Origin of the sequence: Lutispora thermophila DSM 19022, assembly GCF_900142105.1 — a bacterium.
GTDB lineage: Bacteria > Bacillota > Clostridia > Lutisporales > Lutisporaceae > Lutispora > Lutispora thermophila.
Window position 1 is genome coordinate 16540 of the sequence record NZ_FQZS01000021.1, and the last position, 23712, is coordinate 40251.

The window sequence follows — 23712 nt, forward strand, 5'->3', positions numbered from 1 at the left end:
AATGCCACTGACTCCAGGACACCTTTTATTAGATGTCTGTGTCAATGGCACTTAGTCCATTTATGCTGTGTATTTTATTTTAACATAAAACAACTTTATTTTAAACGTAAAAATCTCACTTGAAATAATATATGCTATTTGGATAAATTCTGTATTATCTTAATATAAGGAGGTATTCAAAATGAGGCCTAGTGTTTTTAAAACTGTGAAATTGCTCATCTTTGGAAACATATTTTTAATACCTTTTTCTATAGTCGTAAAAAATATAGCCATTCGTTTTATTATCGGCTCATTATCAGGAATTTCATATATTGTGATTTTATCCTTTATCACCAAAACAGAGGCTATATTCAAAAAGAATAAATTAAAGTAACGTAAAAAGGCATTGGTAGGATTCCATTCCTAACAAAGCCTTTTATATTTTAATTGGAGGTATATCATTATTTATTAATTTAACAATTTTTTATGAAATTCCAGTATGCATCTAATTCTTCACTATCTAACTTGCCGTAAATATCCTCCATCTGTTCAAAGAACTCTTTGTATACCTTTAGAAAACGAAAATTTATCTTAGTTTTCAAATGTATTAAAGTATAGTTGCAAAATACTATGTCCCTAAGCACTAGAAACTCCGATAAACTTACTGATAATATAACTTCCTTCATACCATATGGTTCAGCCGATAAAATAAATAATTTTGTCATTATCATCTCTGTATTATTTATATTTTCACGTACTGCAAAATTATTTATAATTCCCTTTTCATCATTTAATATATCATAGTGCCTGCTTACTTGTTGTTTTTTGCAAGATAAAATTCCTCACTTTTGCAAATTTTTTTCCCCAGGCACCGGTGGGGAAATTTTATGTAAACCTAGTTGTTTCACATATCTGAATTTACGTGTACAACCTGGCTTCCCGCATTCTATTGCTTTGGCCGAAAAATAGCAGTATGTGGCAGTGATGTAGTATCCGGTCGATAATTGCGCCTGTCATCTGCTCATCATAAAATACATTTACCCATCTTGAAAACTCTATGTTGGTATTGATAATCACCGGCTTATTCTCGTAACGCTCGGATATTACTTCGAATAGGAGCTGTGCTCCTATCCGATCCAATGGAACATATCCCCACTCATCACAAATCAACAAGTCAGATTTATTAATTTTTTTTAGAAAACCAGATAATGTTCCGGCTCTCTTTTCTTCTGTAAGCTTGTTTACAAGCGCTGATGTCCTGAAAAATCTTACCTCATAACCATTCCTGCAGGCTTCTACACCTAAGGCTATGGAAAGATGCGTTTTACCGGTTCCTACGTTGCCATACATGACTATATTAGTCTTGTTTTTGATAAATTCACACTCTTTTAGGTATTCCGGAGTAATATCACTAGGGAGTGTTACCTCATCAAATCTGAAACTATCAAATGTCTTGATAGTATAAAAACCTGCCTTTTTCAGTAACTTAGAATTCCTCGTTTTCTCACGGTGTGTAATCTCCGATTGGAGAAGTTTAAGCAAATATTCCTGATGACTGTCTGCTTGTATTTTACTCGACATTTCTACAATATTTCGGCTTAAACGAAGTTCTTTGCAGCATGTAGCAATTTCTGATGTCAGCATCTTTCTGCACCTGCCTTTCTAAGGCTTTTATCATAGGTAAAAAGATTGGGCTCATATCTTTTTAACTTCGGTATATATTCCGGTAACTGTACAGGCTCAACCTGTAGTACTTTTTCGTGGAGCCAACTGTGTAAGTTTATTAGGCTGTCTAAATCAGTAGTGCCATAGGACAGAGCGGTACTTACAGTCTCAACTGCCTTTTCAAAGCCGCTTTTCTGTGTTAAATCAGCAATGGCTTTCAATACCTTCCCCTTTTCTTGTTTGCTTACACTTTCCATATATTCTTTTAAAGGCTGTGGAAGCATCTGATATATTCCCGTATATTTTAATGCACCTGGACGCCGTGCCAGCTGGTTAAGATAGGGCAACCACTGCATGCTTTGCTGTTTATGGTTACCGTACAGCCTTTTGTGACGTAATATCTCACGATAGTTTTCATCAAGTATTATTACATGAAAAGCAGTCAACTTAACCAATACGTGTTCGTTCGCATATTTAGGAGATACAGAGTATTCATGCAATCCATTGTTAAGAAAAAATTTGCCATATCCATTTGTTTTTACTGTTATGTATTTACTCGTGTCAAAGCCTGTTTTGGACAGTTCCAAAAGAGCTGCCACATCATCTCTGAAAAGTTCTTCTATGTTTTTTTCTTTACGGTAATGCTCCCTTTTAGCATCTTCTTCACAACGAACCAGAAGTTCTTTGTTGAATTCACTTAAACGCTCAAACCGTGGTACAGGCACCAGCATGTTTCGTCTATGATAGCCTACCTTGTTTTCTACATTGCCTTTTTCATGGCCGGCATCTACATTACAAAAAACTGCTTCAAATCCATAATGCTCCATAAATCGCAAAAAATCATCCGTTAAAGTTCGGCCACCACCTTTTATTACCTTGGTAACTATGGTGCTTGTATTATCAAACCATATCCTTGTGGGTACACCACCTATGTGCTCAAATATCGTTTTTAAACCTTCGAATAAGCATTCCTGGTTTTCACCTTTAAATAGCTGAGTGTACCCCTTATTACTATAGGGAAATGACAGGTTTAGATATTTACCATTATATAATTTGCCGTTTTCATAAAAATCAGCATCCCCGAAATCCACCTGTGCTTCTCCAGGTATATGTTCTAAAGGCAAAAAGCCTTTTCTTTCACTAAAGATTTCTTTTTTCTTTATAGCCACATACGCTGCTACAGTTCTATATGAACAGTTAAAATCATTTTTGTATTTCTCTACTAACCGGTCGTATACTCGTTTTGCTGTGTGCCTTTGTTTACGTCTGGCTTTTTTATCCTCATTAAGCCAGGCATCAATATCGGCTTTAAATGGTTCCAGTTTTGTAAAAGCGAGTCCTTTAGTTACTTTTGGCAGGCCTTTATTCCAGTTATCTTTATAGATATACTCTCTAATTGTTTTACGGTCATGGCCGGTTTCTCTTGCTATTTGGCTTATATTTTTTCCTTCCTCAAAATACATTTTTCTGATATTCTTAATTTGGGTCATTGATAGCATCCTCCAATCCTCCTTGTACACGTTTTTCGCTCATGTACAAGGATATTATTTTGGTGTGGTGCCTTCAATGGCCTTTTGCAATTATGGGGAATTTACTGTTGCAAAAGTGGGGAATTTTTGTTTGCGACTTTGTCCATTTTTATTATGCAACAAACACTTGTTGCGATAAAATCAGTAACAGTTTCTTTGGAATCTTAATCTCGATATCATTCTCACTAAATTTCTTATAAATTTCTTCAGATTTTGATAACATATTAAAAGCCCTCCTTATAATATAAAACTTAATTTAAAAAATTTAAAATAATATAAGGAGAGCCCCACTCTTTTTCAAGTTTTTATTTTTTTACTATCCTATTGTCATTAAGTATTGCCCATATATAAGCAGGTCCTCTTACTAAGTCATTAATTCTGCCAGGACCTTCAACAGGCATTATATTAAAAACCTTTTTGATGTCATTTTTAGATAATATATAATTGGTTCTATTCGTTACTATACCATTATTTATCACACTATATATAAACTCTTTTCCCGTCTTTGTTTTAAAGATTTGTCCTTCATTAGAAACAATTCTATTCCATATTTCATCAAATGAAATAATTTCCATAGTAAATCTCCTAACAATTTACCTTATTTTTTCGATAAATCCTTCAAGCAGTTCAATAATCTCTTTAAGTTTTCCTTCCTTTAATACTGCCAAATCGTTATTCCTAATTATGTACTGAAAAAGATTGTTTCCTTCTATATAAAACTTCTTAATATTTGCAATAATTTCATCTCTAACTTTAAGGTAATTATCAATCTTGTAATGGTTAGTGCACTCACATGATTCTGATAATTTCAACCATCTAGTCTTCAATGATTCTTCCTTTTTTTCCCTATCCCTCTCTTTCGCATCAGGGAATCCTTCTAAAAATCTTTTAGGTTGGAAACAACTTTCGAAATTATTCTTTTGATTTTTACCATTCATCGCTTCTTCCAACTGCTTCCTATACTGACATTCGTAACACTTTATTGCATACTCAAGTTCTATATTATCAGATGCAAATTCTGATAAAAATTTATTTTCAACAAAGTAATATTCAATTGAATGTTCATTTAAAACATAAATACTTTCTTTTAACTTTTCTTTTTTATATTCTAATTCTTTTTCTTCAAGGTTTGCATATTGAGGTTCATTTAATAACGTAAAGGCAACTTCCTCATATAGATTATCCTTTAATACCTCAGGTTTCTTTATATCTGCATCCCTTAAAATTAGCACAGGAACACTAAAGTTAGTGTTTATTAGCAGTTCAGCATTAGCATAAAACTTTAAATTTTCACACGAGTGTGCTTGTATAATATTTATTTTATCAATTATGCTTTCGTCTATTTTTCTAATTAATTCACTTATAACTTCTATATCATCTTTACCCTCTACAAAGATAATTCCCTTGCTATATAAAATATCGTCAGGCTTTATACCTAATTCATCTATTACTCTTTTCGGGCTTATTGGCAGTACTTTAGCCTCTCCGTTATTTTTTTCTACGATTTTTACGTTATTACTTGCTAATTTACTTACCGTTATTGGTGAGTGTGATGTAAAAATAACTTGGTTCTTTTCTGAAATCTTTAATAAAGTATCTATCATTCTTCTTTGAAGTTTAGGATGTAGGTAAACTTCTGGTTCTTCAATGAGTAAAATATACTGTGTATTTGACTGTGAAATTTGTACATATGTCTCAAGTATTGATAGTATTACCATACTCTGATAACCTGTCCCACAATTAAGTATATCATTCATTATTCCAGTAGTTGTATCTATAATAGTAGTAGTATATTGAGTCCCTTTAGATATATTAACAGAAGCATCTATAACTATTTTAAAATCTTTGCTACCAATTGCATCATTATAATAAGAAGTAATAGTTTCTGCTAAAGCATTGCATCTTTTTTTAGTTTCTTCAGATAATACATGATTTAATTCACTATATGTAAGAGGCTTATCATTTAAAATAATATCTGTTTTAGATTCATCATCTAACATCTGTATTAAATCTTTTAAATATGAATTATTTCCTGCTGTACTTTCATTTTTAGGGTCACGCAAAGCAGGTATTACTTTGATTTGAGGAAGTATTTTCTTTAAATCTGCTTCTTTTAATTCTTCATCATTTTTATTGTAATATTTTTTACTGATACTACTGCCTTTTTTAGCGACCATTTTTATATAGAGTTCTTCGTTATCTATTCCATATTTCTCTACCGCTTCATTTAACTCTTTTGTTTTAATTTCTATTAATTTCTCTTTCTGTTTCTCATACTTTTTTAAGTTAGCATCTGTATTTTCTTTAATGTATAAATCATACGCCTCATTTATCTTCTCATTTTGTTTGTCTATTTTATCCTTATAAATATTCGCCTCTAAATAGGATTCATCAACATTTTTAAACCATAATTCTATTACTATATCTTCCTTAGTACCTTTATGAAAATCTTCACCTGAAATTCCTTTTTTACTGGTTGGGAAAAATGCTTGTATTGAATCTAAAATTGCTGATTTTCCTGTATTATTTTGACCTATAAAAGCAAAAATATCTTCTTTTAAATCAATATCTCCTGAATCTAAGAAAGACTTGTAATTTTTAATATGTAATTTGCTTATGTACATACTTATCCCCCTTTACCCCTTAAAAATCAACTTGTTATAATTTCCTTTCCAAATAAAGTATATTATATATTTCCATATATTTCAACAAAACCTGTCGACAAAACTACTCTTTAGTAGCCAATATTCATTAATCCAATCTCTCACGACACCATTATAGGTTTTAAAAATCTAATTAACACTAAAAAAATTGGCTACAAAAAAATATATCTCATTTTTCAACCTTAACTTGAACCCATAGACCTTATTTTTCTATAATTTTTTGTAAATCACAGAAAGGAGTTTAATGAACATATGAAGGATATTTTTGATATCACTAATATAGAAGAGTTGCTTCAATCCTTTAGAAAACACCTATTAGAAAATGACAAAAGTGCAGGAACCTGTGAGACATACTGTATCAATGTTCGCCTTTTTGCAGAATATATTACGGAAACTTTTGCTGAAAACTTTGACCCACGGAAAATAAGCCCTTTGGATGTAAGAGAATATAGAAACTATCTGTTAAACGTTAAAAACCTGTCTGTCAATACAGTTAATAACCGCATTTCTACGCTAAATGAATTCTATAAATATCTCACCAATGAAAACATTGTATCTACAAATCCTGTAGAAAAAATAAGAAAGATAAGAATGCAGTCACCTCCTAAACGGGTTACAATTGACGACTTGATGTTTAAACGGCTGCGCAGGCAATTTGAGCACTATGGCAGAGAAGTAGAAAAAGTCATTTTCTTTTTGTTATTTTTAACAGGAGTCCGCGTATCGGAACTAATAAACATTAAAGTTGATGACATTGTGATTAACCCTCGCAGTGGTACACTAAAGGTCCAATCAGGTAAGGGTATGAAATATAGGGAGATACCACTTAACGCCACATGCAGGCAGGTTATAAGCGATTACATCGAATATCGTAAAGCCAAAGGCATCTACTCTCCATACCTGATTACCACAGAACGTTCTTCCAAGGCCTGCCGCAGCAGCATTAATAAAATTCTTAAAAAGCATGGAAAGAAAGCAGGCTTTCCTGAAATTAGCCCTCACGTGGCAAGAAGATATTTCTTAACAAAAGTTTTAGAAGTCTCAGATATCAGTACGGCTATGGAACTAGCAGGGCATAGTTCCGTACAAACTACAATTCAGTACATACCAAGTACTGAAAAACGCAAACAGGATGCCGTAACCAAAATAACGAATGATATTGATTAGTCACTTACTAATAACTTGCTACTCACAACCTTTTATAGAAGAGTGGTTGTCTTGAATCTGCCACTCTTTTAAATATTTTTAGTATTATATACTTTAGAAACAGTAATCCTATATTTTAATTGTACACCCTTCAGTCCTATCTATTAGAACTAAACGATGTAACCTCTAAACATTTACCATGTAACCAAAATTTTAACCCCTTATAACTATGCCAAACATAGTGATACCAAGGATGTAACCAAAGTAACTTTAATTTATACACTATCATATAAGAAATATTTATATATTTATTATTTATACTTTTACTGAATATCCAGACAAACTTTTATATTTTATTATATATAAAAATAATAGTTACAATAGTTACATTGTTGATATTACTAGGTTTAAGATAGTTACTTTTAAGTTACTTAATAGTTACAATCTCAGCAAAATGGTTACATCAGTATGTGTGAGTCTACTTTTTCACAGATTTGGAGTACTAAGTTTAGAGTATAATAAATATATAATTCTTTCTATGCTTTTAGTATCAAAGCATAGAAAAGAACCTCCACTGTTTAGGGGAGGCTCTTACACTTATTCTACCAGCGCAGAAATATCAAGAATCTCTTTTAACTTAGCAATATCAAGTGTATAGGCTTTTACTGGTTTATCAACACCCTTAGGTGTATTGAAACGTACTGTCTTATAATCAGAGAAATACTCTTTGGTTCGTAATTGCTTTCTGAACTGCGGAAGAGATAAAACTTCCACATCTAATACATTATGTTCTCTTACATACTTTGTAATTTTATCATATAAAGGACTAATATTCAGCGCCAACTCAGTACCCTGATTTATAACCTGATAATCACTACCCTTTACGAGTACCCCTGCTTCTTCCATACGGCAGATAACCTCTAGAACTCTCTCTATGCTTCCTTTAGCCTCATTTTGTCCATCCAGTAGATAATCATTCACGCCACTTATAACGGCATCAAATAGTTCTTTCATACTATATCCTACACTTTTCTCAAAATTCATGTTTAGTGAATCGTATACATCTTTGAGAAGAAGCAATCCCTGCATGCAATTTGCAATAGAATTCTTAACCCTTGATGGTAAACTTAAATTTATCTTGTCTTCGATTGCTCTATGCCTTCTTATCAAATCATTAGGCTCTATTTTTAATGCTTGGTTTAATAGACTTCTTCCAAGCATTCTTAGTTCTCTTGAACGCCGTTTTAGCATTTTAAATCGTCCTTGAATAACCTCATCCCTAATATTCGCTTTAGAGTACAAGACTTCCAGACTGCGTTCCTTTATAGCAGTTTCATCGAAGCCCATTTCCCCTACTATAATTATGGGTGCAAGAGGTTGATATTCATTAAGTACCAAATCAGGTCTGCCTCTATAGGCAGGAGTTCTGTCATAAGCATTTCTCAATAGGTCAGAAATTTCATCCATCCTGTTTTTATTTAATTTGGTAGGCTTATATTCAGTTATTATCATTGGGATAAGATTGCTGCTTGCTGACATTTTTGCATTTACAAATCTTGTTATCTGCCCGCTGCTTATAGTGCAATTTGTTGCAGCAAACATAGGCATAATAACATTTTCAACTGTTTCACTTTTCCCCGAACCTGATTCGCCCGTAATAATTAAGTAGTTATGCTTTATTCTCCCGCTTTGCCATAATTTTTCTTTCAAAAAACAACTTGCACAAAAACCGATAATAGTCGCTGTAATAGGAAGAATATTAAAATTAAAAAGAAGTTTTGATAATTGCGCTAATCCAATATTATCTATAGGCTGTACTTCAGCAAGTCCAGTGCCGATACACTTTGAGTTTTCCATGATTACAATATCATCAACAATATTGTCATTTTTATCAATGGCTTTTGTGTCTGATACAAAAATGTACTGTGACTCTTTTTTCACAATACCTATATAACTTACACCTGTCTTAACAGCATAAGGTTTCCTGGAGACGATATCCTTAATAATCTCAAGGTCGTGGTCATTTCCCTGGTATATAAGGTCTATGCTGTTGCGGTTAAGGGCACTCTTAAACTTACTAGTAGAAGAAAAATCACTGGTATATAAAATCTTTGTTATCAACTTGTTGCTAGTGGTATGAAATTCCACTTTAAACTGTGCTTCATTGTCCATTTGTACCATTTCAATTGGGATTATAATAAAATTAGTCAGTGTTACTTTATCTCCGTTTGCTTTTATTTTAATATATCGGTTATCCTGCTCAATAATGCTGCTGCCAACTCTGCTTAGCACCTCATCAATATAGATAACAGGTGCTTTTTCTTGATTTATAATACTGTTTTGTTTCATACAAATCTCTCCTTTGCCTTAATAATTAAGTTCTTTAACCTTTGCAAAGGCTTGTTTGTCCTGGACATTTTTAGTATAACACATAATTTTTTCAATCTTTTTTGAGGGCAAATCTAAGCCTTTTCAAAAGGCTGACATATTATGAAACAAAACAGTGTCAATTTCAAATTTTTATTTACTTTTTAATTGTTAGATTAAATTTTGTTGAGATTTATACATAAAAATAAAAAGGATAAGTTTTTTGAACCTATCCTATCTACATTTTATTTTCCTCTAAGTTATTTATCTTAAAACTATCTTCCTTTTAGCATAGACCTAATAGCATATATACTTACAATAGTCATACCTATTAATCCAGTTATTATAATGTATACCATGTATTACTTCCTCTCTTAACAAGTCAGGGGTATGAATTCTCTACCCCTGCTGCTTTATCATCCTCCACTCTCTTATGTTATCTATCATTAAATACATTGTAACTATTAAGAACGGTATAATGGCCAGTAACCTGTATTCATAAAACATTTTCTTATAAAAATAATAAAGCAAGAAAAAAACTATATATGCAACTGCTGTAGGTATAACCAGGTTAAAAATTATATTCATGCTCTTTTTCATTTATAATCAACTCCCTTCTTTTAAAATTATTGTAGCGCGCCCGTTAAAATTTGTCAGGTCCAAATTTATAAAATTTCATGCATTTGTAATAAAGTCTGCTAAAATTTTTGTCGCATGAAAAACACATATAGTCCTTATACCTTAAGCCTTTCCCAATCTTAACTAATATACATAATATTAATAAGATTCAGGGTATAAGGTGTTAAAAGGGAATAGGAGTAATAGGGCTTATAGGAGCAATGGTAATCTAATAGGATTTTCTTTATTCTAAGTTAATTACCATTTTCTTTAGTTCATCTATACTGCAAATGATGGTTACATTTTGAAGCCATTTCATTAAAATATTCTCATTATTTTGTTCAGCAATAGCATTGTAGACGTTATCAGGTAGGAGATTAAATTTCTCTAAGAGTATTATCATAATTGATTCTCGCATTCCCTCCTTGACTCCTTCATCCTTAATCCGTTCTCCTACCTCACTGCCCATCAGCCATTCCCTTAAGACATCAACCCCTTGTTTTGTAGTCCTCGATATAATTTCTGGCAGTACTGTTAAGTACGCCGTCCGTTCTTCATTGTCTTTTATCTTCTCTATAAGAGACATAACCTTCGGTAGTACTTTATCAAAAGGTACGGATTTCTTCATAAATGGAAGAAATACCAGATTTAATTTTTCTCTTTCATTTAGTAGACAGCCTGAACTAATTTTTCGGTTAATTTCCTCATATACTCTTTCTCCATCAAGTCCATATAAATCTACTACTTGAGTATTATAATGCACTGAACCAAAATTTCTCTCTATCTCACCACCTTGTTGTCTGCTCCCAAAGTTCAGAATTACTGTCCTTACCTGTAATCCACATCTTAAAATTATGCTCATGTCATAAACCAGCATACTTTGTAAGTCAGGCTTTATTTCATCATTGATAATTTCAACATGAAGTAGCGAATCATCTTCAAGCAGAAACATCAGTAATGGCAGTTTATAATTCTCTATTCGTTCCACTTCCACTATTTCCTTAACCCTTGCTAACTTTAATCCAATCCTTTCAAAGGATAAACCTTTAAAGATTCTATTAAAATATCCTTCAATAAAACTCTCTTGTTTAAAATTTACTCTCACATTTTTCACCTCCTGCCTTAAACTTTATCTTTCAAAATTTTTCTTGCAAAAAATAAAAAAAGCACATCCTCCTTAATTACTGCCAGTATAAACTACTTGGCTGTATAAAGAGAATATGCTCTCCGCCTGTGTCACTAACGCTATTGTAGCGCATATTAAAGAAGAACACAATTACATTCTAACAATTACTACTTCCATCTAACCTTATCCCTTTAACCCATATTCCTGTCTTCATATGCCTAAATATCCTTTCCAGCCATTTCTCTCAAATCTTATAAAAGCCTTTCTATACTGCTCTTCAAATGAGTCCTTAGTTGGATGAGTCAATTTGCTATTAATTTCATCAAAAATATTATCTGCTTCGTTTTTTGTAATCTCACCAAAATACACACATAAAGCCAAAATATTATTGTGTGTCAGGGTAATAAATTCATCCAGCCACTTAAATTCAGTATGATTATCTGATATTATTATTGGAATTCTCAACGCCTGGGCATATCCTGCGCATTCACTTTCTCCTGGACCGATTACCTTTTTCTTATCTTCGATGATGTCTCTAGCAAGTATGTTTATAGATATGTCTTTCTTCCTATCTACAATCTTAAATATACTCCCGTCCTTATGAATTGCTTCGTTAATCACACCATAATATCTTCCTGCATTTTTCTTTATTTCAATATCATATACAAATTGAGGAATGATGATTTCTTTAAATAATAGTTCTAAAATGTCCAACCTGTTAACCCTGGCTAAATTAATCAGGATATCGGCATCAGATATGGCTCCGATATATCTCATGTTAATAGTCCTCTTCCAAGGGATACTCATATCCGAATTGTTCAGGAGCCAGTCCGATAAATTCAAGGCTGGTTTTCATGTTCTTGTATGAGATATTCCCTCTTTCGTAGTTGGTTTTTACTAACTCGATATATTCTTTTGGTACATATGTTTCTTTTGATGGAGTTATCAAGTCTATACTGTAGCCTTCCCGTCTGGTTAAAGATTGGAGTTGTTCCGTATTTTCCAGTGAACAGATGTCTACCAGTTCCTCATACTTGTCAATAGAACATAAATTAAGTTGGATAAGCCTTTTTAACATAGCCTTATAACTTACTTTAAAATAATTGTGCATTCTAATGATATGCCTTGGCAAAATACTGTTTTTATCTACATTAACAATTTTATAAAATACTTCTTTTACATAGTCCTCAGGCATTAAAAATTCGGAAGCAAATACATCCGCTTTCGCATCTTCCTCTTTATGCTTTTCATCATTCAAAAGGATTTTTTCTTTTTTCAGGATGTCGGCATTATAAATAAGATGGTATAGTTCATGGGCACCAGTATAGCGCTCATGCCCCAAAGTAAAATTGCTGTTTAAATAGACAATAAACTGTCTCTCAAAATAGGTAGTAAACCCTGATAATTCATCTGTATCCAATGGTTTTCTTATTAAAAATGCAGCCTCTGATAAAATATCAAATATATCAGAAAGCCCTTTCCTTGCAAATTTTATTCTTACTTCTTCTGCTAAATCTTTGATTTGCAGTCTGAAGGATTCCTCTGGGAGATTCAAATTATTCTTTTGCAATTTTAACACTCCTCCCACAGTGGCTTTCTCTTTTGTAGTTTAAACTCTCCATTGTATATTTTCTTTTGGTAAACAAACATCTTTATCATATCCTGGAGTTTCTCAACTTCTTCAATCGTTTTTTCCGAAAAATTTTTCTTTCTGAATAGCGTAACTAAGTCATCGTCTTCTTCATCTTCAAAAAGAATGTTTATATCTATATTCAGAACTTTGCATATGGCATTTAACTCCACAGCCGATACAGTCCTGTTGCCGTTTTCTATTTTGCTCAATGTTTCCCTGCTCATGTTAATACCCTTTTCAGCAAGTCTTTCTGCTACCTCAATCTGGCTTAATCCCCTTGCCTCTCTAATAGCCTTTATTTTTAATCCAATGGGAATATCCTTTGACATCTTTAATCCCTCCTATTTGTAATATTATATTACATCAATATTAGTTTTGCGTCAATATTTTATGCATTTATGTAATATTTTATTACTTTTGCATAAAGTTATACTTAATTCGTTAAATAAAATTTTTGCACTGATTTTTTGATTTTCTATGAACTCACCTATATAATACCCGAAAATCTCTTGCGAGGAGTGGTTATAATGATAAACTTAGAAGTTTTTAGGCTGGAACTGAATTACCTGAAGCAGGTTGTGGGGAAGGAATTAGGGAATAAGGATGCAAGGAAGTTAAGTGAAGCAATCACTGCATTAGTCACTTGTTTCCTTAACCCTGCTACCTATTATTCATTATCCTTTCCTTACATCGAAGCAGTTGAACAGTATCTAAGTCAAATTCAGCAAAAAATAGAACTCCATGAATACAAACTGTTACTTAACAACATCTCTACAATAATAACTTTTATAGAAAAAGTAAAAACTGAAGTGCCAAAATGCTGCTAAATAATCAAGGCTTTGCAGGATATATAACTATATCCCTCAAAGCCTTATTCCTTTATCCTAATTTCTCTATAAACCTTGTCCCTTTTTTACAAATTCGAATAAATCAGTGTTATCCATCCTTCTAAAAGCAATAGCCTTTTCAATATTAGTTAAAACCACCTGATTTTCCTTAATTTCACCAACCAAAGTATACCGAAAATCATCATTGTATGCAGTGATAAACTCCTCTGTTCCTTTATCTACTTTTATAGACTGCAATTGTTCCATGATACTATCCCTATTTAATTCATATTTATCAATAAGAGCACCACATTCAATTAAAACCTTATTCATACTGCCATATCTCCTTTCCCATATATTACTTTTTATATTATATGAATTTACTATCTCTAAATCAATTGAAAAGCATCCTTGCAATCCCTTTGAAACTATACTTGTTCCTTATTCCTTTTACCCTTCAATATCCTTCATCTATAATATCAAATACCCCATTTTTATACTGATACACTTTATCCGAAATTCTGTTCGTGTCTGTGTCTATTGCCATTAATGACTTTATTATCGAAATATATTCAGGACGAAATTTGGCTATGATAAGTGTAGTTGAAGAAGGAATTGCAAAAAGATATTCCCGCCCTATCTTTTTGCATATCTGATTCTGTAGTGCAGTACTTAACAACAGGGTCGAATTATAGTCTGTAGAATACTTCAGGCAAAAAATATCAAGTGTCTTATCCAACTTTACCAATGGATTGGCCATCTTATTCAAGTTTTCCCACGCTGCCCTTTTCACCCTGTGAAACTCTACATCATCACTTTTCAGAATAAATCTAAAAATTTCCCCTTCATCTGATACATAAAATGTGTCTATATCAGCAAAGGCTTGCTCTCTATAAAACTCTAAATTCTTTTCCCCTTTCCCAAACTCCCTGCTTTTAAGCAATGGATACACATTATTATAATCTACTTTAAATTTGTATTGATTTAATATTTCTTTAGAAATCTTTATATATAATTTCTTTATACTTTCATAATCCGTAACCTGGTATTCTTTATACATGCTATTGATTGGCAATTCAACATGGGTTACTTCAGTGCCGAGTCGAATAAACCTATCTTCTACCCTCACTTCAGGAAATACTTTCTTAAAATCCTCTGAAATATTCTGTACGAATTCTTGAACCGTAAGCATTCTTTCATCCCCTTTAACTGCATTTTTTTACTCTACCCTCTAAATCCTAACAATAAAATAAAGTTCTCTTCCAAAGATAGCATCGCCCGTTAAATTTCATATCTGCCATTTCTGAAAATACAACATCATATCCTCCACCACATATTTATTATAAATAAGTGAAAAGGCACATCTCCCTTTCGTTTAATTCCAGTTGTGAAACTGGCCGTAAAGGAGATGTGCCTCCGTCAGTATCTTTTTTCTGTAAAATAACTATTCCACTACTATTGTACGGTATATTATTTTTTCTACTTGATTTGAAATATCATTCTTATCCAAATAATCTTCCACATCTTGAACTGTCCGAATACTCTCAGAAGCCTCTCTCAATATGCTTCTATCCATTGAAGGTATATAATGGCATATATCTTCTATAATGTCATCCATAAAAATATGTGTGCACTGTGTTTCTTCAGGCCCTAAGTACATTCCATGCCTAAAATATCCTTCTTTGTAAGGAACATTTCCTCTATAGTATAGTTTTCCTTTACCGTGGGCATGAAGTTCCTTTATTCCCCCTATATATTTTATATCTCCATTTTCATAAGGTATTACAACAGTTTTAATACTGCTTTTATAAAACTTATTATTAAACTCTCTACACAATCTGAAAAATTCTATCTGCTCGCGTGTTAATATAGTACCTACGCCATCCCTTTGTTTTACACAACCATCTGTTTGTACTTTATTAATTCCTATCACCTTGCCATCTTTTCCTTTTTTTTATCATATAAATTTCTCCTTCAAAATTATTATGTTTTTAACTAATATGGAATCAATACCCTCCATATGTAATCTGTTTAAAGGAAAGATGATTTCATATATAGGTCACTGACACAATGGATATAAATTGTCTCCAGTATGTCAAGACCATGAAAGATTTAATTGTCAAGGTTCTAGGTTCTTGTTATGAAATAATAAGAAAATATTACCACAACCTTCTATAATACGCAAGAGCCCAAAAATATTTATGATGTACTATTTTCTTTAACTTTTACACGCTTATCCCATAAATGAATACTCCTCTTTATCTACCCCGGTAAACTCTTCTTATTGTTAAATATATTATATAGTAGCAAAGCATTTTGCCATATTACATATTGCTTCATTAAATTTATATTTCCAACGCTCATTTGTATCCTCTTTACTGTTAAATGTAATTTCCTCCGCCTTTTCTTCAAAAAGCAGAGTTAACCTATAGTCACCATAATCACCTAAAGGACATTCATAAATAACATTCTTAATTTTATTCATATTAAGAAACTGCATAACTATTCTCTTTTCTTCATTAATCCAAACCTTAATAAATTTGTTGTTCTTTAAAATAAAATATAACTGTAAAATTTGTTCATCAACAAATAAGTATTTCGGATAAAAACATAGTATATCATTCTCATCAATTATTTGTGAAACTTTTTCAAACATTTCTGCATATTTACGGGTAGCATTATCCCAATAACGGTTCTTATAAAAGTAATCTTTAATTTCTTTATAATCTACATTCATCTTAAATCCCTCCTACGTATTATGACTTAGTAGCCTAAATATTGAACAATCTGTTTCCATATTTCAACAGCAATTCCATATGCATCGCTAGCATTATTTCTCGCCATAAAATTCATTGTCATTTTTAATTTTAAATCTTTAGTTTCAGTCACTTCACATTCAATTACATCATTAAATGAATTATCGCTGTCAATATTAAATCTCCCGTATGATAAATATATGTTTAGGCTCCTCCCGCCAAATAAATTTCCGAGCCAAATCTTCACTGCATATTTTTCCATGCCGTTAATATAGAATCTCATAATAGTCTTTTGACTGTGTATAATATCTTTTTCATAGTCAAAATTACTATTTTTTTGTCTAGTTTGCTCTGCAAAGTCAGATAAGTGTGATAATATTTCAGAATAACTGCGTTTCATAAACTTATTTTTATCCAAATCCGTTATCTCTTTAAAATTAGGTATTATATTAGAAGTTTCGTTCGTTATCCTATCATAAGTAATTCTTTTTGGCTCTAATTTAGGTTTCACACCTACTTTTGGCACATCAATTATATCAACCTGGAAAATTCTATGTAGTAATTCATTAAACTTAATATCAAATTGTCCATCATCTGAAAAATCAATGAAATAAAAGCCTTCTAAATAAAATGGGATGGCTTTTCTATAATTCCCTTTATGCCTCATTATTAATATTATTTTATCTGGGTTATCATTTATATATCGTATTAATAAATTTGTTTCATATCCCACTCCACCTTGAAAAGTATCTGCCTTCTTAGCGTAGTTTTCAGTAAGAATAAGTATAATATTATCACTATCTTTTATTTTTTCTATCATCATTCTATTTAAGTTGACAGTTTTACTTTGCGCTTCAAATTTATCAATCGTTGCATCAACGCCATTTTCCCTTAGTTTAGCCGCTAGGAATGCTACCCAGTTTTCGTGTTCCTCACTATCCCAACTATAACTAATAAATACCGTAGGATGTACTTTGGACATTTTTATCCCCTCTCATTATACTATTGCTTTTCAAAACTTCACTTAAAACATAGTTGTTGAATTATGGTTTTAAAAGCATTATTAATAATCGGTTAACACTGTTACTTGATTCCAAACACTCCCTAGTTCTCCATTATTCTGTCATATCTTTCCGTCTTCAACTGCTTTAATATAGTATACCTTATTTTACATCAAACCCCTGCTTTCTTAATCTTCTTACCATTTCTTCTTTTCCAGCGCAGTGAAGCATCTCTTCCCAAGTCTTAAATTTTGTTTTCTCACGAACCACTTTATCAAGTTCTTCTTGAGAAAGATTATTATAATCCTCTTGAGTGTTTACTTCAAATCCTCCAAATTTAAAGAATTCCTCTATACTACTGAAATCAGTATACTTTCTCATGAAATCCTTATTGAATAATTCATTGAAACTTGCATATCCATCTGCTTTTTTTAGTTTCTTTTCAAGTTCTTTTAATTGTTTCTTAATACTGTTCATAGGGCCCCCTCCCCGTTTAATAATATATTTTTAACATCTTAATTTGATTTTCTTTTACAAATTCCTTTGTTTTCTCAATGTCGTAAATATAATCAAACAACTGTTTTCTTCTTAATTCCTGCGGTAAATACCTTTGAAATTTTGATGTAGCAATATCAGGTACTCTTTCAATTAATTCTTTTATTTTTTCTTTATCAAAATAATCTGGATTAGTCCTAATCTTGTTTATTTCTTCCGATATAATATCTAAATTGATTTTAAATTCTTTATCCCTGCATCTAAGTTTAAATCCCTTCCAATTTACTCCTACGATATCATAAAAACTATTAATTAAAGATAATGCTGTTGCCAACGTATAATTTACTCTATTCCCGGCATATGTATAAAAAATATAATCATCTTTATTTTCTTCAATAATTATTTTATCTTTTTCTAATCCGAAACTTCTTGCTTCATAACGAATTTCATTTAACAAATCAAGTTCTGTCTTATTTAAAAAATTGAATGCCTCATTGGACGTTAATACATTTAAATACTCTTGAGCCAATTCAAATGATACAAAACCACCCTCAGACATCCATTTAGGGGGGCGTGCATATTCGGCTTCAGTAACATGTATAATATATCTATCATAGTCAATTTTATCTGTTTGCCAGCATCTACCCGCAAGCACGAACTGAAAATTATCTCCTAATGCATTTACAAACCATCTTTCTAAACTTCCTATGGGACGATTCTTATATTTAACTGTAAACTCTTTATTGGTATCAAAAGAAGAGTACAGGGTTATAAAATTCCTTCCACCAAATTTCTTTTCAGTTTCAGCATCAATATATATCTTTCCTCTTTCAAACATCAAATACTTGTTCTCCAGCATATACTTAACTAAAGACATAAAATCTTCTTGAGTTATTTCAGAAAATGAATAAACATTCTTGAATAATTTATAAATGGATTCTAAGTCAGTTCCTAAAGTTGATAAAGTAATTGCTAATATTTGTTGAAACAATATATCATAAGCCTTTTTTACAAGAAAAACATCTTCTACCCATCCTCTAATTGCTAAGTTCAATATTGCAATAGATAAAACAAGTTTTTCCTTATTGGTAGGGAAAAAAACAAAATGAGCAATACTGTTTTCTCTTCGTCCCGTTCTACCAAGTCTCTGCAAGAAAGAAGATACGGAATTTGGTGAATCTAATTGCAAAACTATATCAAGGTCTCCAATATCTATACCAAGTTCCAGTGTGCTTGTTGCTATTATAGCAGTATTATTGCCTAACTTAAATTTTTCTTCTGCAATTTCTCTAAAATATTTATTAATAGATGAATGATGCACGTGACAATCTATACCACTTCTTTCAATAAGCAGTTTTAATTCTTCTGCTGCTGTTCTGCTGTTTGAAAAGAACAGTGCTTTTTTCCCAAAAATCCTTTTCGCAATCTCTTTCTGAAAATCATCTTTTGTCTCATCCACATACTTGATTTCAATTTTTTTAGGTTTCTTTTCTCTTGGAGGACTAATTACTATTCCTTCCCGACTACTGCTTCCCTGCATCCACTTTAAAATTTCATGCGGATTTCCTACTGTTGCTGAAAGACCTATTCGTTGTATATCGAATTTTGAAAATGATTGTATTCTTTCAACTACAGCCATAAGATGTATACCTCTTTCACTATCCGCAAATGCATGTATTTCATCTATTACTATAAATCTTATATTTTCAAATAGTTTCTTTTTATCAATTTTCTGGCTCATTAAAATTACTTCAAGGGACTCGGGGGTAATCATTAAAATTTGAGAAGGATTCTTATAGAACTTTTTCTTTTCGCTACTTTCTACATCCCCATGCCACTTAAAAACACCTGAATATACAAAAGAAGAAAGTTTTTTAAGCCTTTCTTCCTGATTATTTAATAGTGCTTTTATTGGTGATACATAAATTATGGATATAGGTTCTAAATTCTCTGTATATACTACATTTAATACAGGTAAAAAAGCGGCTTCTGTTTTGCCTCCGGCAGTGGGTGCAAGAATAATGGCATTTTTACCACTTATAATTTCAGGGAAACTCAACTCTTGCACCGGCGTTAGATTTCTCCACCCCAATTTTGTTACAATACCATTTTTAATTGGCTCACATAAGAGATTAAAGTTACTCATATTCCTACCACCTAAAAGTTAACTATGTGTGCAGTTTCCTTTTCTACTTCAACTGCTTTATTTATTAATTCATCATTAAATTTAAACTGCTCTTCAGGTATATAGTCATCATACATCTGTGCCTTGTCTAATATATCAACAAAAACCCTTAAATAACCTCTTGGACCTACCCTGATTTCTCCTCCAAAACCTGAAGTCACTTCCTTGACAAGTTTCTCAATAAAATGTTCCGTAATTTTTAAGTCTGGGCTCCAATTATAAACTTGTCCATGTATCTGCTTTACTTTTTTAGATACCTGAATTAATTTATCGTTATTAAATTTCTCAAGATAAATTAATGGTTGTCTTAAATTCCTATGTTTATCATCTTTTTCCACTTTTACTCTTTGATAAATAGGTTCATAACTCTTAAAACCTTTCTCACTTTCCATCAACTCGTCAGTACCAGTATATAGAAAATAACAATTTGGAAATCCATTTCTATCTGTTTCATCAATGAAAAGCCTTAAATTTTCATATGCCTGGTCTCTCATATCTTTTCGTGGAAGTTTTTGCACTGTTTCAACTTCATCCAATATTATCACAAGACCTTCATAACCTGTGCTTTTTATCATATGAAGCAATGCTCTAAAAAACTCAAATGAGTTTTCCCTTTTTACAGAACCAGTTACACCAAGTTTTCTCTTTATTTCTATACCTATATTCTCACCTTTTAACCACCCTACTGCAGCCTGTGCTAATATAGTGTCGCCTTTATATTTAGCATCATAAAATGCCCGTATGGCATTAGCAAATGAAGATGCTATTGAACCTACAACGAGCAACTCCTCATTTATCTTTTTATTCATAGCCTTTTTAAACTCTTCCTCATTATCCTCAGGTGATATTCCTTCAATTGCTGAAACTTTATCCTCCAAGTCTAAAAGCCATTCTTCAAGGATTACAGAAAAAGCAGGTATTTTCTTATTATCTGCTACTCTTAATCCACCCATTATTTTTCTATATAATTCCTCAAAGTTATGTAATGGGGCTTCAGATGATATAACAACAGAAGATACAACAAAATTCTTGCTAAATGCCATTTCTCTTACTGCTGTACTAAAAAATGTTTTACCTGAACCATAATCACCTATAATAAATTTAAATGCACTTTTATCTTTTCTTACATATTCCAACTGACTTTCAATCTCTTTTAATTCATCATCAATACCAACAGCAATATATTCTGTTCCTTCCGCTGGAACTGTACCATTTCGAAGTGCATTTATTATATCTTTAAGAACTTCACTCATTCCATCCACCTCCAAAGAGATTTTCAGTATTAATTTTATAAACAATAAACTCTCCTGCCGACGTTGTATCTATTATATTAATTCCTGCCCCCTGCAATTTCCTAATAAATCTTCTCAACATACCATCAATCAATCCTGCATTCCCAAATTGATTCTTAAATATTTTTTCAATATCCTTTGTATTAAGAGTATTAAATCTGTATAAATTAGTTAAAAATACATGCTCTTTATCACTAATTTTGAATGGCAATTTCAGTTTCTTGCCATCATAAAAGATTATTGTTTCTCCGGTGCTATCTATTGTTTTAGTTACTGTATACGAAGTAAACTTACTACTTGATAACGGTCTAGCGTATATAAATGGAACAATTACTTCTTCAATACTGCACCCACCATGACTGTAAAAATCCCTTTCTCCTCCACCAAGGTAATATCCTCTGTTAGTATAAGATAATATATAGTTATCAAGTACTATACCATCTTCAAGTTCTACATAGTTTTCTGATTCTAAAAATCTTGGTTTCACAGTTGTTAAGCCAACAACATCTTTAAGATTTATATATTCATCTACACGCATCATGCCGTGGTCTGATGTTATTACTATACTTGCATTATCAGGTATCTTGTTAATAAGTGTCTTTATGCTATTTTCAAAAACTTTTTCCTGCTTAGCATAAAACATATACAAATCCTCTGTAGCCCTATGCCCGTCTTTATCAAACATATTATATATAAATATATTAATCTTTTTATCTAGGAGCAAGTTACCTTCAATATCATCCTGCTTCAAATAGGATTCAGATTTAGTCACAAACGTTACATTTTCTTTATTATTGTCTAAAATACTCTTGTATATGGCTTCCCTAGATATCGCTGTAATAGACGGCAAAAGTGAGAAAGAAGATTTAATACTTGTTTCACGGTTTAACAAAATATCTTTAAAATACTTATAAACTACATTAACCCATGCGTCATATCTCATTCCATCAAAAATAATGATAAATATCTTATCGTCATTCAAATCTATTATCTTTTCAATATCGTTACTTAATATCGGTCTCGATGGACCATAATCAGATGATGTCCACGACTTATAATTTTTGATATAAAATTCCGCAAAAGTTTTTCTAAACTTGTTTAAAATATTGCTAATTCTTCTATCTAAAGCAGCATATCTACCCTTCTCTATTATATTCCATTCATCAGAAAATCTAATTTTACTTAATAGATACTGTAAATTTGATAATTTATCTCTATATAAGTCCACCCAATCCGTATATAGATTTAAACCAGTTATTTTTACAGAATCTTTTTCAATTAATTCTACAAGGTACATAAGTTCAAAAAAATCATTAAAAAAACTCTTTACCTTATTTGTATTTTCAGTAGCATAAGGTATATCTTTTAGTGTTTCTTTTACTTCCTGAAGATTCTCCAAACTGTATTTATAGACTTTTTTTAGTCCTTCAATATTAAAGTCCTTTAGTACATTTCTAATCCCGTCTAAAACGCAAATATAAGAAGTAATATTTTCTTTAATAAATTGTATATGGTTCTGTTCTACAGAATACAAGTTTATTCCTGAATCCAATATCCATTTTTCTGCTTTATCTTTCATAGAGACAAATAATTTCTTGTCTTTCTTTTCAATAATCTTAACCTGCGTAACCAAGTACTTATAATACCTTTCAAATGCTTCCACTTTGAGAAATTCTATTCCTATAGCCTTTTTTACATTGTCACTATTTAATTTGTTGAAAAAATCTAATATGTAGCAAGTCCACATCAGTTTCTCAAACTCGTTAAATATCCCTTGTTTTATCACGCTGTGCATGAGTTCCCCGCCATTGTCATAAAAGACTTTACAAAGCAGTTCATTTATATCTGTTTCACAATTTTTTTGATTAATTTTACCGTGCAATTCTAATACATTTTTATAAAATATGTAACAGTCAGCATCTCCATCAATCAATGTAGCATCCATGTCAAATAAGGCAGATAGGACTATCCTATCCACCTCCTCCATGTTAATTATTTTTTTCTTAAATTTCTTTCTATAGTGGATAAGTTCATTAAAGATATTTCTCACATCAGAAACATTGTAGTTATTAATTCTTTCATGCCATAATAAGTCTTCTTCTACATTATCTAAAACATCTTTTATATCTATATTATTTACTCTTCCACCATCTGCTCTCTTAATAAAGTCTTGGAGTTTCTCAAGTAATCCTTCATTTTTTAGGGCAAATATATATCTATCCTCACATTTATGTTTTATATGTTCGTAATAGGCTCTAAAAATTACATTTTCTTCAACAGAGACTAATTTATATGGATAGATATAAACATTAATCTCATCACAGCCATCCAAAACACCATTTTTATCAAGAAACATCATAAAGGGCTTTGAAAATGTAGTCTTTTTTTCTATAAACTTACTAAGATAATACTTATAACTATCCTCCATAA

General features: G+C 31.5%; 23 protein-coding genes. 3 read left to right on the forward strand and 20 right to left on the reverse strand.

The window, feature by feature from the left end; all coding sequences use genetic code 11:
* Nucleotides 1–181 precede the first annotated feature (181 nt).
* On the forward strand, nt 182–373 hold the full coding sequence (locus BUB48_RS13765; protein WP_073026804.1) for a ribonuclease BN: 192 nt from the start codon (nt 182–184) through the stop codon (nt 371–373).
* Nucleotides 374–452: 79 nt separating this feature from the next.
* On the opposite strand, the gene BUB48_RS13770 is transcribed toward BUB48_RS13765, so the two are convergent.
* The 5 genes from BUB48_RS13770 to BUB48_RS13790 form a co-directional block, all read right to left on the reverse strand.
* Nucleotides 453–704, reverse strand: coding sequence for a hypothetical protein (locus BUB48_RS13770; RefSeq protein ID WP_242944227.1), 252 nt, complete (start codon nt 702–704; stop codon nt 453–455).
* A gap of 193 nt (nt 705–897) precedes the next feature.
* Complete coding sequence (gene istB, locus BUB48_RS13775) at nt 898–1623, reverse strand: IS21-like element helper ATPase IstB (protein WP_073026806.1); 726 nt, start codon at nt 1621–1623, stop codon at nt 898–900.
* Nucleotides 1617–3134: an IS21 family transposase gene (gene istA, locus BUB48_RS13780; RefSeq protein ID WP_084524657.1), complete on the reverse strand. Its 1518-nt coding sequence runs from the start codon at nt 3132–3134 to the stop codon at nt 1617–1619. The genes istB and istA overlap by 7 nt, the downstream gene beginning before the upstream one ends.
* Before the next feature lie 344 nt (nt 3135–3478).
* A complete protein-coding gene (locus BUB48_RS13785; protein WP_073026808.1) occupies nt 3479–3748 on the reverse strand; it encodes a hypothetical protein in 270 nt (89 codons plus the stop codon).
* 18 nt (nt 3749–3766) lie between these two features.
* Complete coding sequence (locus BUB48_RS13790) at nt 3767–5797, reverse strand: ATP-dependent nuclease (RefSeq protein ID WP_073026809.1); 2031 nt, start codon at nt 5795–5797, stop codon at nt 3767–3769.
* Between the two features lie 291 nt (nt 5798–6088).
* On the opposite strand from BUB48_RS13790, the gene BUB48_RS13795 reads away from it, so the two are divergent.
* A complete protein-coding gene (locus BUB48_RS13795) occupies nt 6089–7003 on the forward strand; it encodes a tyrosine-type recombinase/integrase (RefSeq protein WP_073026810.1) in 915 nt (304 codons plus the stop codon).
* A 576-nt stretch (nt 7004–7579) separates the two neighbouring features.
* On the opposite strand, the gene BUB48_RS13800 is transcribed toward BUB48_RS13795, so the two are convergent.
* From BUB48_RS13800 to BUB48_RS13825, 6 genes are all read right to left on the reverse strand, one after another.
* Complete coding sequence (locus BUB48_RS13800; protein ID WP_073026811.1) at nt 7580–9331, reverse strand: hypothetical protein; 1752 nt, start codon at nt 9329–9331, stop codon at nt 7580–7582.
* 417 nt (nt 9332–9748) lie between these two features.
* On the reverse strand, nt 9749–9949 hold the full coding sequence (locus BUB48_RS13805; protein ID WP_073026812.1) for a hypothetical protein: 201 nt from the start codon (nt 9947–9949) through the stop codon (nt 9749–9751).
* A 262-nt stretch (nt 9950–10211) separates the two neighbouring features.
* Nucleotides 10212–11072, reverse strand: a complete 861-nt coding sequence (locus BUB48_RS13810) for a hypothetical protein (protein WP_073026813.1) — start codon at nt 11070–11072, stop codon at nt 10212–10214.
* Between the two features lie 231 nt (nt 11073–11303).
* Nucleotides 11304–11870, reverse strand: coding sequence for a hypothetical protein (locus BUB48_RS13815; RefSeq protein WP_073026814.1), 567 nt, complete (start codon nt 11868–11870; stop codon nt 11304–11306).
* Between the two features lies 1 nt (nt 11871).
* Nucleotides 11872–12663 (reverse strand): ImmA/IrrE family metallo-endopeptidase, encoded by a 792-nt coding sequence (locus BUB48_RS13820; protein ID WP_073026815.1) that lies wholly within the window; start codon nt 12661–12663, stop codon nt 11872–11874.
* A gap of 2 nt (nt 12664–12665) precedes the next feature.
* Nucleotides 12666–13055, reverse strand: coding sequence for a helix-turn-helix domain-containing protein (locus BUB48_RS13825; RefSeq protein WP_073026816.1), 390 nt, complete (start codon nt 13053–13055; stop codon nt 12666–12668).
* Between the two features lie 198 nt (nt 13056–13253).
* On the opposite strand from BUB48_RS13825, the gene BUB48_RS13830 reads away from it, so the two are divergent.
* Entirely contained in the window at nt 13254–13553 is a 300-nt protein-coding gene (locus BUB48_RS13830; protein WP_073026817.1) for a hypothetical protein, read from the forward strand.
* 66 nt (nt 13554–13619) lie between these two features.
* Here the strand turns inward: BUB48_RS13830 and BUB48_RS13835 are convergent, their stop codons facing one another.
* The 9 genes from BUB48_RS13835 to BUB48_RS13875 all read right to left on the reverse strand — a co-directional run bounded on the left by BUB48_RS13835 (nt 13620) and on the right by BUB48_RS13875 (nt 23710).
* Nucleotides 13620–13886, reverse strand: a complete 267-nt coding sequence (locus BUB48_RS13835) for a hypothetical protein (protein ID WP_014253637.1) — start codon at nt 13884–13886, stop codon at nt 13620–13622.
* Between the two features lie 124 nt (nt 13887–14010).
* Nucleotides 14011–14745, reverse strand: coding sequence for a DUF1444 family protein (locus tag BUB48_RS13840; RefSeq protein WP_073026818.1), 735 nt, complete (start codon nt 14743–14745; stop codon nt 14011–14013).
* 252 nt (nt 14746–14997) lie between these two features.
* Nucleotides 14998–15486 (reverse strand): hypothetical protein, encoded by a 489-nt coding sequence (locus tag BUB48_RS13845; protein WP_073026819.1) that lies wholly within the window; start codon nt 15484–15486, stop codon nt 14998–15000.
* A 363-nt stretch (nt 15487–15849) separates the two neighbouring features.
* Nucleotides 15850–16290: a DUF3908 family protein gene (locus BUB48_RS13850; protein ID WP_011837990.1), complete on the reverse strand. Its 441-nt coding sequence runs from the start codon at nt 16288–16290 to the stop codon at nt 15850–15852.
* A 26-nt stretch (nt 16291–16316) separates the two neighbouring features.
* Nucleotides 16317–17291 (reverse strand): toll/interleukin-1 receptor domain-containing protein, encoded by a 975-nt coding sequence (locus tag BUB48_RS13855; protein WP_073026820.1) that lies wholly within the window; start codon nt 17289–17291, stop codon nt 16317–16319.
* Between the two features lie 181 nt (nt 17292–17472).
* Nucleotides 17473–17787, reverse strand: a complete 315-nt coding sequence (locus BUB48_RS13860) for a hypothetical protein (RefSeq protein ID WP_073026821.1) — start codon at nt 17785–17787, stop codon at nt 17473–17475.
* A gap of 16 nt (nt 17788–17803) precedes the next feature.
* A complete protein-coding gene (locus tag BUB48_RS13865; protein WP_073026822.1) occupies nt 17804–19951 on the reverse strand; it encodes a DEAD/DEAH box helicase in 2148 nt (715 codons plus the stop codon).
* An 11-nt stretch (nt 19952–19962) separates the two neighbouring features.
* Nucleotides 19963–21243 carry a BREX system ATP-binding protein BrxD gene (gene brxD / locus BUB48_RS13870; protein ID WP_073026823.1) on the reverse strand — a complete coding sequence of 427 codons (1281 nt, stop codon included), beginning with the start codon at nt 21241–21243 and terminating at the stop codon, nt 19963–19965.
* Nucleotides 21236–23710, reverse strand: a complete 2475-nt coding sequence (locus BUB48_RS13875; protein WP_073026824.1) for a PglZ domain-containing protein — start codon at nt 23708–23710, stop codon at nt 21236–21238. Before BUB48_RS13875 ends, brxD begins: the two co-directional genes overlap by 8 nt.
* Between the last annotated feature and the right edge of the window lie 2 nt (nt 23711–23712).